We start from the raw sequence: 13,042 nt of genomic DNA on the forward strand, positions 1-13,042 counted from the left end.
ATCAGCCGTGCTGTTGCCTATCAACCCACCCGCCAAGCCTGCTGCCAGCGTTGCTAACGCTGAGACCGTTTGTTTCTCTTCTTCACTTAGCTCACTCACCGGTTTGCCGTACGCATCTGATGCTATCTTGCCTATCAACTCGCCGGTCGCCGCGCCTGCTGCACTCACCAGTGCATTGTTACCCTGTGCCGCAGCCAGTGCCGCATTAACTGCCGCGTGCGCTAAGGTCCGGGATGCCAGGTCCGGCAACCCCATTCCACAGCTCACCATTAAAGGCCGTTGGATGGAAGCAGCCGGGTTTGATACCGGTCAGCCGGTGATCATTACCGTTGAAAAAGGCAGGATGGTGATTGAGACCGAGTTTAAGTTTTAAGGCGGCCTAAACGTGAAAATCCCAGCCGAGGCCGGGATTATGGGGCAATTCACTAAATTTAATCAGTCGATTGGCTCTATTTTATAATTATCTTTGGCAACAATCTTCAATAAAACACTATCTCGCCAGACGCCAAAAAAGTTGTAGCAATTAAAATCATTAGCTTCTTCATCTAAAAAGTATTCTAACGTTATCCGTTTAAATTCATCATCTTTAGATATAGCTAAATGTGATAACTCCTCGCCTTCTATACTAATCGACTGAACAGCAAGCACTTCATGAAAGAATAAAGCCCATTTCTTTTCTTTCCAATCTTGGAAAACTAGTTTCAGCCCTTGTAAATCAGATGTAAAACTTAATATTTTTCCATCTGATATTTGAAGTTCATTCATTTGCATAATTACTTTCCAGGATGTTTTTCATTCGGTAAGAAACCTGTTCCATGACCAGGTTTATAATTTTCAGGCTTTACTTTTTGAATAGAATTCTGCTTTTTAGCCTGATTCCAAGTCAAATTATCTGGTTTTACCTCTATATGATAGTGTTCACCATGATGACGAGGATTAAATACACCCTCATCACCCGGGTGACTCTCATAGCGAATTCTAGTATTGCTATTAGGCTCCCAAACCATGCGCGTTGTGCCGTGCTGAGTTGTCGAGACTTTAGGTTCAACACCTAAAGATGCTGTCAAATCTTTAGGATTAGAAGGGAAATGACTCGATGCACTATTTTTCTCGCCAGCATTATTAGCATGACCAGCCTTACCTCCTTTACCAATCCCTCCGGCGATCCCGCCTGCCGAAGCGATCCCCGTACTCCCCATGATATTCGCTATTTCACGACTGGTTTCTTCCGAACCACCGGTCAGTTGAGCGCGATGGATCACCAGATCTCGTGAAGCTTCGATATTCGATAGCGCACCACGCAGATTGGCCCATTCACTGGTTTCCGCTGCGGTCAGGGAGCCTATACCATTCGTTCTGGCTTTCTCCTGCAACTCACCAATTCGCGTACTGTAATCACTCTGTAGAACACGTAATTCTTTGGCTACCGCCACACATTGATCGGCACCGGTACAACTGGTTATCCGTTCCTGAACCGCGTCATATTCCCGACGGTATTTTTCTCTGACCTCTGAGCGACAGCTATCATCACCCTGACACTTGGCCAGTTCTTCACTGCGGCTTTTCTGTTGTGCCGTGCTGAGGTGATTATTCTCCACAACCGTCTTACCAGTCTGCGCTCCCGCGACTGTATCAGCCGTGCTGTTGCCTATCAACCCCCCTGCCAAGCCCGCTGCCAGCGTTGCTAACGCTGAGACCGTTTGTTTCTCTTCTTCACTTAGCTCACTCACCGATTTGCCGTACGCATCTGATGCTATCTTGCCTATCAACTCGCCGGTCGCCGCGCCTGCTGCACTCACCAGTGCATTGTTACCCTGTGCCGCAGCCAATGCCGCATTAACTGCCGCGTGCGCTAAGGTCCGGGATGCCAGGTCCGGCAACGTATCTGCTATCACTTTGGTGATATATGGCGCGGCACCGTTGGCGATGGCTGCCGCCATATCATGTCCAGCTAGCCCCTGCACCGCCGCCGTGGCTGCCTGCATCGCTCGCTGGATATCTCCCCCTGTGCCCCATTTCGCCATCTCAGCTTTATAGGACGCCGTGTTAGCCAGGTCGGCGTTGTATTTCGCCCACTCTTCCTTCGATGCCCCTTTGCCCGGCTCTCTCCCCAGCTCAGCCTTACCGGCGCTGATAGCCCGTATCTGCCCCTCTGTGCGGGCTATATCCATTGCCTGAGTGGCGATTTCCCCTATCACCTGCGCCTGCTGTAGCCGCTGCTGCTCTTTCTCTTTATCAAAGATTGGGCTTAACGTCTGGTTCGCACGCTCTACATCCCGGCTCAGGTCAGCAATATCCTGCTGCTGTTTGTCCTTATCCCTGATGATAATGCTGCCATCCGACACCGCCGCATGCGTGGTGCTGTCAGCATGCCCTTCATGATTGGCCCCCACCAGCAACCCGTTTGCCATGTTCCCTGCAAACTGGCCGCCAATGCTACCGCCCGTGCTGAGCCCAAAACCTTGGTGCTCAGCCTTGAAGTCTGCTTTATTTTCTATGTTCTCAAAGCCCAGCGTGCCTGTCTCTAAGCGGTTTTTATCCGCTGTGGCCGTGCTGCCGATTACCGCCCCGTTTAGCTGAGTGTGCTCCCCAACCTTGATATCAAAACCACCTTTACCGGCGAAAATACCCGTTTGTTCAACCACGCTGTCGTAGTTGCTGTGTATTTTATCGCGACTCAGGTTGACGCTTAGTGAACCACCACCGCCGCCAAAAGTATAACCACCACCAACGCTGGAGTTTTGCTGCGTCGAGTCGTAATAGTCGCTGTCCTGCTGGCTTTCCAGCAGCATATTACGGCCAACGTCAGCCTTCACCGTTTCGCCTGTAACCTGAGCTCCAAGAAGGCTGGTGTCGCGCCCGCTGATAATAGCGACCTGCTTACCGGCATTTAGGGTGGTCTCTGAATGCGTAAGACCATTACCACTCTCACTGCCACGCCCTTGGTTCTGACTGGCAGAAAGGCTCAGCCCGGCACCGCCTGAACCAACGCCTACGCCAACCCCAACATTACTACCATGGCTTTCATTTTTACCAGTGGAAAGCTGCGTGTTCTGTGCTGACTGCAGATTAACATCGCGCTGCGCGTTGAGCATGATGTCTTTACCGGCCTGTAGCTGGCTGCCTTGTACGTTGATATCACCGCTATCGGCCTTACCTCCTTTACCATAAGCCACAACGTTCAGGTTATCCCCAGCGGTCAGACTGCTACCTGACGCAGTGTTCTGCTCGCTGTGCTGGGTAGATTTAGAGGACTGACTGCCATAGGACAGGCTGAGACCCACGGTATTATTATTGCTTGGATCTCCGCCTTTCGCCGCATCTAGCCGTCCGGCCTGTACCGCCTGAATCCCTGACAACGCCGCTTTAGTACCTTGTAGTGCTGACAGTCTTTCATTACTCGAAGATTTAGCCTGCTGAGCACTCTCTACAGCAGAACCCAACGCACTGCCTGCCGTGCCAGATAAAGACACTGTCAGGCCACTGGTTTTCTGCTCGAAGGTTTCATCACTACGATGAATATCACGACCCGGGTCTATCTGTACGCTATCACCGGCAATATTCACGTTTTTACTCGCGATCACATCAGCACCGCCGATATGCGCTTTGCCTCCCGCCACAATATTGACGTCACCGCCGGTTGAACCAATGGTACTGACGCTCTGGCTTTGCGTGGTGCCTTTCTCTTTAGCTTCGTGGCGCGATGAGGTGCTACCGATAGTGAAACCTAATCCACCGCCGCTAAATACCCCTTTCTTTTTCTTCTCTTCCAGCCGGTAGCTCGACCGTTCTTCGGTAGCAGCTGAGATATCGACATTATTACCTGCTTGCAGACTGACTTTATTCTCACCCACGACCGATGAGCCTTTCACCGCCAGATCCTGGCCTGCTAATACCGAGACCTCTTTGCCACTCACCATGCTGCCGTTAGCAGTGCGACTATGTTCTTCCAGTTCGACATTGCTTTGTTTGCTGCTCAGGAAACCTTTTTTCTGACTGCTGCTTTTCTCAGAGAGGTGCTGCTCGTCATAGCTGGCATCCAAGGTGATGTTTTTCTTGGCCTGTAACGCTATCGTGCCATCTTCACTGTGCAGAGTACTACCTTGCAGGGCGATATCTCCCTGATTCGCCGTTGCCGTTATCCCCTCTTTAGCGCTGAAGACGCTGCTTTGTGACGTATCGCGTGAACTCTCAACCTGCCGCTGGCTTTTCGTTTTGCCAACTTTATTGCTTTCGCTGTCACTGTCGCTAACCTGTCGATGCGCTTCTTTTATCACTATCTGCTGCGCACTGAGGTCAATACCACCTGATTCGCTATTAACGAGCGCACCTTCGGCAACGAATTCACCGCCCGACTGGATTGTCACGCCTTTACCACCGCTTAAGGCACTGGTGTGCAACGTTTCTTCCCGGCGTGTGTTATCTACGCTCGATGTAGAGCTATTGGCCTGCAAACGGGTGTTGTTGGTAGTAGTATCAGCGAGCAGTGAGACATTACCACCGGCCTGAACCAGTGCTTTCCCTCCAGCTTCAGCCTGGCTACCTTTCACGGTAAGATCATTACCGGCTTGCAAGCTGAGATTACCGCCTGCATTTAGGCTACTGCCCAGCGCCTGCTGCCATTCGCCGCTGACATGTGCCATTCTTTTGCCAGCTTCTTCCATGCCTTCACTTTTGCGATTCCCCATTGCACCGGAAATCACATCAAGGTCGGCTGTGTGGCTGCTATGAGCGGTGGAAATGCTTAGATTGTTACTGGCACTCAAACTAAGGTTATCTGTAGCGCTAAGCTTGGCACCTTGTAGACTAATATCGCTACCGCTTAGACTAAGTTCACGTGCGCTCATGCTGGCTTGACGCAACGCATCCTGCAAATTTGTACTGAGCTTGATGTTATCTGCCTGCACATTAAGGGTATCAGCGTGGATGTCGCCGCCTTGATGCAAGAGTTGGCTGGTATCAATATTAAGTGCTTTATCGGCAAACAAATTGCCTGCGTTGCTGATGCTATTGGTAGACAGTTGCAAATTGCCCCCCGCAATCACCGCCCCATCGCCAGTTAGCCTCAGGCTGCTGTTAGCCAGGTAGACTTTAGGTACCCAAACCGTTTGTGGTCCTTGTGCGGTATCTACCGTTTCACTCACCATCCAAACAATATCTTGCTGTAGCGCAGCAATTTGTTGCGGCGTTAAGGCCACGCCAGGTACCAAGTGGAAATCATTCGCGACTTTGATACCGTTGTTCATCAAGGATTTATATTGCGCCATCGCATCTTCACCGTGCGATGATGGACGGCCAGTTAAGTTGAGCAACTGTTCACGTACAAGCCGTTGTTCGTAATAGCCATCACCTAAACGCTTATGCGTCTGGCTTGGGTCATAACCCACGCGTTGCAGCATATAGTCACTGCTTATAAAGTTGTTTTTATTGGTAAAACGTGCATCCGTCACCACCAAGTAAGGGCTATTTGGCGCTGCTTGCTGACGGAATAAGGCGTTATCAGGGATAGTTAACCCCACCTTAGCGACGTGTTGTTTATCGGTTAATGCCAGCTCTCCCGGAGTCAGCGGAGCCTTGCCAGCAGCCAGATCGGTATCCGCCGTTTGCCAGTGGCTATCTGACAAAGTCACCGATAACGGATTGCGCTCCCACTCTGCACGTTCCGCCGCGGCCGCCTGTTTAGCGGCTTCTACCGTACTAATTTGCGCCTGATTAACCGTGGTATTTTCCAGATGAGTGCCGGTCAGCACCACATTACCATTGCCACTGATAACCGCATCAATAGTCATCAAAGCCGTGGTGATATCGCTACGGTTTTCAGGGTGCCAATGCTTGGTATCTCGGTCGTAATGGTCAACGATATATTCCTGTTCCCGTTGGTTCACCGAGTAACCTTGGTTAATCACAGAACCGTTGCCATCAATGGTCAGATTGCCATTTGAGCTGACCGTACTGGCATCATTATTCAGCTTTTCGCCAATATGTAGCGTCATATTGCCGCCAGAAAGCAATGTAGCCCCAATGCCAGCAGAAATCAGTTTATCCGTGGTACGTGTCCCACTGACGCCGCGCTCACGCAGATTGTTATAATCGTCAACAAAAGGGATATCCTCACCAGTAATGTGTATCTCTGGGTCAAATTGTTCCACTCGCCCTCGGTTATGCTCTCGCCATACTGTGTTCTGATAAGGGGTTGGAACATTGTTTTGGTGCCATCCACGCGTTTCATAGAACGTCATGTTGTAGCTACCGTCCGCATTCGGTGTTAACGCTTTATAATTGACCCACAAGCTGACGAGTTCACCACGGTTATTTTTCACCTTCACTTCAGCCTTCTTGGCTGTAGCGTCAATATTTAGCAGTGTGCCATAGCGGTTGCTTTCTACGGCAACATCATCACGGAAAGTTAACTTCTGAGTCGTCGCCGCGATGGTACTTTCATCATGATTGACGCCAGATCCATAAGAACGCCAATAGTAGTTATAACGATGCCATTTATAGTCGGTCTTCTCCGCTTCCCGTTCTATCTCCAGTCCTTCTCGCAGATTATTAAAACGTTTAGCCTCAAGGACAATATCGCCTTCCGCTTCAATATTGCTGGCACGGTTTTCAATCAAGTCGTTACTGGATAAATGCAATGTGCCCGCGCTGTAAATAAAACCAGCATCGCGATTGATGAGAGTCTCACCGGTCAACAGGCTGAGTTGCTCGGTCGCCGCAATTAATGCTTCACGGCCGTGATTATCCAACGCTCTGCTGTTAACCGTTATCCGATCGCCCATTAACGTCGCTTGGTTGTCCAGAGTATCGCTTTGGAGTGTCAATTGGTTGGCTTCGATACGTCCTTTATTGAGCACAGTTCCGGTAGCCAAATGAAGATTTTTACCGACCAAAGAGGCCAGGTTAGTAAAATTAGCACTTTGGAGATTGAGATCACCCGGCAATAACCATTCGGCTAAATTGGTTAAAGTTCCCGCCACGGAGAAGGCAACACCGCTGTTACTGCTTATCGTGTCACCAGCCTGATGGGTATAATCCTGTTGAACACTCAGCGCTAACGCCTGCTGGCTGAGCAATGTGCCGCCCTGGTTATTGAGCGACAGAGTATTCGCCGTTAAAGTACCATTGCTTTGAATATTGCCACTTTGGTTCAACAAAGTCAGAGAAGGAGTGCCCCCCGCATTAATGCTAAGCGCATGACCGGATAAGATTTTCCCTTGTTGGTTATCCAGCGTATTCAGTTGAGATAGCGTTAATGTACCTGCACTTTGCAGACGGCCGGCCGTGTTATCTAAAGACTGCGCATTTATCTCAGTATTAGTTGTACCAATTAGCGCACCGCCATCCCGGTTGTTTAACTGCTGGGTATGCACTGTTAGTGCGTCCTGGCTGCTGATAATTCCTTGGTTATGATTATCAATCTGCTGGCTCTTAACATCTAACGCCTGCGCAGAAACCAATTGCCCGCCCTGATTATCCACGGTGTTAGCGCCTAAGCGCAGCCTGCCGCCACTGTGGAGTTTACCCTGCTGATTATTAAGCTGACCGAGTTGATAATCACCCGCTCCTTGGCTAATTATCATCCCTGCGTGGTTATCAAGCTGGTTGGTCGTCAACGCGATATCACCGAGGCTACTGATCGTACCTTGGTGATTTTGGAGTACATCGGCAGAAATCTGCTGCGCCTGATTAGCTCGGAGCGTCCCGCCGTTATTGTCCAATAATCCTGAGATGTGCAAACCGAGATGCTGCTGACTGTCGATGACTCCTTGTGTATTCAACAGTTGCTTAGCGCTGATTTGAGTGCTCTCGCCACTTTGCAGTTTGCCCTGACGGTTATCTAAATTATCATTTAAGGTAAGTTGCAGGTGTTTTTGGCTATAAAGCATGCCGTTTTGTTGGTTATCAATACCCTGAGCATCAACTTGTAGCTGTTCACCGGCTAGCAGTTGTCCGCCAGCATTGTGCAACATCCCTGAAGTCGAAATCTGTGCAGTGCTCTGTAATGTCGGTCCTTGCGCTGCTTCCCCCTGCACCGACAGTCGTAATTGTGCACTGATCTTTCCGGCCTGGTTATAGATATCCTGCAATGTATGTAGCGCCATATTAGCGGCAGACTGCAAGGTACCCTGCTGGTTATCTAGCGTGTTAGTGCTCAGCTCTGTATTTTGCTGGCTCAACACTTCCCCTTTACGGTTATCCAAATGCTGGGTAGCAATCGTCAATGCGCCTGCGCTACCAATACTTCCTTGGTTATTAATAATATTATCAGCCTGTAAACCTAATGCTTTCTGGCTGATGATGTTGCCATCGTGGTTATCCAGGTTCCCCGTTAGCTGCATATCTAACGTATCTAGCGCCTGAATTTCACCGTTGGTATTTAAGAAACCGGAAGCCCGCAAGGTACTACTGCCTGCGCTCGTCAGCTTGCCGACTTGGTTATCCCACTCATTACGTAGCTTCACCTCAAGCGTTTTAAGGCTTTGTACTAGACCTTGCTGACCGTTATGCAACTGTCCGCCTTCAAGCAGCATCGCTCCGTCGCTTAGCAGCTTACCCGCCTCATTGTTCAACAAGCTTTGCGCGCTACCTTGCCAGGTAAAATCTTGCTGAGCAGTTAAAGCACCAGACTGATTATTGATGCCACCAGCGGTTTTAAGCGCCAATCCCCCCCCCGATTGCAGTTTGCCCTCGGTATTGTCGATATCATGTGCCGCAACGTTGACCTGTTTCCTGCCCGTCACTGTACCTTTGCGATTATCCCAGCCACCTTCTGAGTTAACATCAAGTCGGCCTGCCGCTTCGATTACACCTTGCTGGTTATCGATTAATTGCTGGGCCTTGAGCTGTAACTCTCCTTGGCTAACCAACGTACCTTGAGCATTATTGAGTGACTGCGTACCAATCTGTAAATTTTGGCCGTAGATTTTCCCCGTGCGGTTATCAACCGTACCTTGAGTGCTCAACACCAAATTTTGCCCAAGTATCTCCCCCGCGCTGTTATCAAGCGCAGCTTGGGAATTAAGCTTCAGACTGTCCCCAGATAGCAACTTACCTTGGTGGTTGTTTATACCCTGCTGTGCCGAAACTGCCAGCTGTGACTGGCTTTGCAGCGTGCCGTTCTCGTTATCCAACATGTCAGTATCAAGTTGCAAGCGACTATTGCTACCCAGCATCCCATCGTGATTAGTTAACAGCCCACCAACCTGCCAGTGTTGTGCAACACTGCCCAGTGCGGCCAGACGCCCTTGATTATTATTAAGAGCAGCCGTATTGAGGACGAGCTGTTGCGCTTCTATGCTACCGCCTGTGTTATCCAGCCCACCAGTAAGGGTAAAACTGCTTTCACCTTCCCCTACTTGTGACCAAACACCGCCTTGATTCAGTAGATTATCGGCAGAGATATCCCATTGTCCGGCGCGGACTTGCGCCTGTTGTGCTTGTACATTGCCTTGGCTACGTACCGTAAATTGCTGACTATCAACTTGCGCTTGTTGCAGCGATACATGCCCGTTTTTCGCAGTCAGCACCGCCTGTTCAGCTGCAAGGCGACTATTATTTATATCGACCTGCTTACCGGTGATGTTGATTTTCTGCTTACTCAGCAGACTACCGTTGGCATGAATATCGCCTTGACTACTGAGCGTTAAATCTGCGGGGCGAATTAAGGTACTGTTCTGATCGCTACCGGACAACATATGCCCGCTGCTGCTGATCCCTTTTGCCGATTGCAACGTCACATTACCGCTCGCGGCTAGCGTACCCGACTGTCGGATCTCACCTTCACGACTTTGCACATTGAGCTGGCCACCACTATGCAATTTGCCGTGATGCTCGACGGTATCTTTAGCCGCCAGAGTGATATCCCCTCCGGCTTGGGTATAAGGCTCAGATGCCGCTGCCTGCCAGGTTATTTTACCTTCGCTGCTCACGGTTAGCGTCTTGTCAGCCTGAAGATGCCCGCCTTGGTTGCGCACCCCAACGCCGGTTTCGGTACCCACCATGCGGATATAGCCGCTGTACATACCTCCCATCTGCCCCATGTCTATCGCAAGTTCAGGATGAGCCGCATCATTGCCAGCCAAGGCGTCAACACGTTTAGTATCCGCGCTGATCTGATTACGACCAGCCACCACCGTCACACCTTGCTTAGCCCAGATGCCAGCATTCACTTTTACTGCACGCGCCAGGACATCAACATATTCAGTATCATGGCGAGAGTCGCCATTCAGACCGCCGCCCTCAATACGGATCACGCCACGCTCTACCTGGTATCCCGCTAAGCTACCGTCGGCATTCAACTGCGGTTTACCCGTTGTTAACGTCATACGCCCGGCGTTAATGGTGCCGCAACCGTCACACACGATACCGGACGGGTTGGCAACAATCACCTGAGCCTTGCCACCCGCTACTTCAAGAAAGCCGCGTAGTTGGCTCGGATTATTACTATTCACTTCATTAAGAATGACTTTAGCGGGGGCAGAATTTGGGTTGAGTTTAGCGTTCCCCTGAATATAGCCCGCAAGCTGAGTTGAGGTCATTACCGCCGAGTTATTGAGGATTGCACCCTTTTGGTCAACATCAAATTGCTGATATTGGTTGTGCGAAATCCCAGCTTGATTCGGCGCGTTGATATTGACCTGCGGCACCCCATTTTGAGTGACGATCACTTCAGGCCTCAGCCCTGCTACAGCTTGACCATCAGCCACAATACCGTTAGCAGCAACAGGTTCAGCAAATAACACTAGGCTCATTAACCAGATAGCGCGGCGTACTGTTACCCATAAACGCGCGCCGCCGCTGCTTCGGGTTTGCCCAGGCATAGTGCTACAGCTGCGGGCGAGTTCCGACACCACCTGCAACTCACCTTTCGTTCGGCTGTAAATAATGCGATAACAATGCTTGTTCATGGATAACGTCCTTTGTTAAAAACTGTCCAATCAGTGAAAAACTCGAGCTGATTTCCTGCTCTATTAATCACTACATTTGCAAATTGATGCTAAAACCGGCTGTCGCCCCCGAAGTATGGAAGCTGTCTGGCTTATGAAGCGGAACGCCGGCAAACAAGTCATAACTAACGTGTTGTAATATTGCGCCGCGCACACCAAGCACACTGCCCGCCAGCTGTCGTCCAGCCAGATAACGAGTACCGGGCCCATCTACACGACCATAATCCGCCCCTAAATAGAGTTCATGTCCGCTCGATAACACGTTCCACGCCAATTCATTACGCCAAATCAGCCCTTTTTCACCCGATAAACTCTGTTCGCCGTCAAATCCGCGGACAGTGTAACGCCCGGCAATAGCCAAACGATCTTGTGGCGTCAGCGGATGATTGCTCCATTGCCCACGTAAACTGGTGTAATAGCGCCAGGATTGCGCGGCCCATGGCAAAGGCCGGTTAAAGCTGATATCCCCCATTAAGATGCTCGGACGTGAAGAGCCACCATGATAGGCCTCTTCAGGTGCAGGTAACGCGCCGAAAGCACCGGTGCCGCGTCGCCAGGTGATATTGGCATCAAGCACGCTACTGCCTAAATAGCTATGTTGAGAAAGTCCTATCTCCCACCCAGCGGTGCGTCGATGTTGCTGGTCGATGCTCACATCGTTGACAGCATTGGTTGAATGACGGCGATAGACGCTCATATTAAGTGTCGTTTTATGAGCCTGATTACGGAATAACAGACGGGAGGCGGTAAGCTTTGCATTCTGGCTTTTACCACTATAGGTCAGTGGCTCATTGGCATTAGCGATCTGCTGGTGATAATCGTAGTTGTTATAGTTAGCAGAAAAAAGCCAATATCCCATCGGGATGGTGTAGTTCACCGTATTGGAGCGGTTGGCAAACGGCCCATGTTGGAACATGTTTTTGCCGACATTAACGTAGAACAGATCGTTCTGCGCAAAAGGAGAATCAATCGACAAGGTGGCAGAGCCCAGATATTTACCGGTACTTTTAGAGCCACTATCATCAAGACCCAGACTAAGATGAAAAGGACGACTTTCTTTCCACACAATAACTAAATCACTAGTCGCATCCTGTTTTCCTGGGACAATTTGAATATCAGCATCAACATTAGGAACACGTTTAAAGTTCTCTAACGCTTGTTCAATATCTCTTAAATTGAGAATATCACCAGACTTAGCAGGCACCGCATTCCAGAGTCTGGCGCGATAAGAAACCGGCTCTGCAAAACGAACGTTTTCAATCCGACCGGGTTGTAAGGTCAACGTGAATATCCCTTTGGTGAGATCTTGCTCCTGCGCCATCACCCGTGTAGTGACGTAGCCTTTCTCTAAAATGGCATTTTGTACTTTATTAATCACCAGCATGATCCCCTGCGCGCCTAAGCAGCGGCCTTTCGCACTGTCTGCAGCGTTAAGCGCCCATAGGAAACGATTAGCGGAGTCACCTTGTAATTGCAGGGTATTAATCTTAAAACAAGGGGATTCATTGGGTGGATAATCAGGCAATGAAACATCAGGCCGGGCAAGGCGAATATCTGTTTTTGGTGTGTTTTGTTGCTGTAAAGCTCTTTCCCTTTCCTGTTGACGTATTTGTTCTTGGGCATCGATTGCTGCTGCGCCTTTTTCTGCTGGCGATGGAAGGCTTTCAGCTAACAGCGGAGTAATTGGCTGTACACACAGACAGAATAAACTGGCTTTAAAAAGCAGAGCTAACTGATTGCTATAACTGCGAAACATCCCTGTATCCTTTAATAGACTTAAATTAAAGGAAATAGCGATACTCAATAAACCCCAGTTGCGTACGGTTATATATTAAAGAGAGTCTATAGTTCTGCATTCTGAAGTATTATAAGTATATCTACTCAATAAACCTTGAGATACAGACAGGCCGCAAGTATTGGCCTCAACGGTGTAACGCCCTTGAATAGGCCGAGTGAGACAGCCAATAATCATACAACTTGAAGCATAACGAATATATTGTGGATAGAAGGACTACGGCCATATTATTGCCGTTGAATATCCATCACGCTATTTCCATAAGTAAACATCCAATGCCCACACACTATTTTATATC

The 13,042-nt window shown here is 49.6% G+C and carries 3 protein-coding genes and 2 pseudogenes; 1 reads left to right on the top strand and 4 read right to left on the bottom strand.

Annotated features, from left to right (window positions below; all coding sequences use genetic code 11):
• Positions 1–6 precede the first annotated feature (6 nt).
• Positions 7–270 (bottom strand): annotated as a pseudogene (locus ACL9RG_RS09880) (VENN motif pre-toxin domain-containing protein); the annotation flags it as partial.
• Between ACL9RG_RS09880 and ACL9RG_RS09885 the strand changes: the two are divergent.
• A pseudogene (locus tag ACL9RG_RS09885) lies at positions 248–373 on the top strand (SymE family type I addiction module toxin); the annotation flags it as partial. The pseudogenes ACL9RG_RS09880 and ACL9RG_RS09885 sit on opposite strands and share 23 nt — an antisense overlap.
• A gap of 62 nt (positions 374–435) precedes the next feature.
• Here ACL9RG_RS09885 and ACL9RG_RS09890 read toward each other — a convergent pair.
• From ACL9RG_RS09890 to ACL9RG_RS09900, 3 genes are all read right to left on the bottom strand, one after another.
• Complete coding sequence (locus ACL9RG_RS09890; RefSeq protein WP_422792429.1) at positions 436–771, bottom strand: hypothetical protein; 336 nt, start codon at positions 769–771, stop codon at positions 436–438.
• 2 nt (positions 772–773) lie between these two features.
• Complete coding sequence (locus tag ACL9RG_RS09895; RefSeq protein WP_422792430.1) at positions 774–10,910, bottom strand: hemagglutinin repeat-containing protein; 10,137 nt, start codon at positions 10,908–10,910, stop codon at positions 774–776.
• A gap of 70 nt (positions 10,911–10,980) precedes the next feature.
• The gene (locus ACL9RG_RS09900; protein ID WP_422792431.1) at positions 10,981–12,705 is read right to left on the bottom strand and encodes a ShlB/FhaC/HecB family hemolysin secretion/activation protein; all 1,725 of its coding nucleotides are present in this window, start codon (positions 12,703–12,705) and stop codon (positions 10,981–10,983) included.
• Between the last annotated feature and the right edge of the window lie 337 nt (positions 12,706–13,042).

The sequence above is a fragment of the Rouxiella sp. Mn2063 genome (genome assembly GCF_049319665.1).
Lineage (GTDB): Bacteria > Pseudomonadota > Gammaproteobacteria > Enterobacterales > Enterobacteriaceae > JBMOUD01.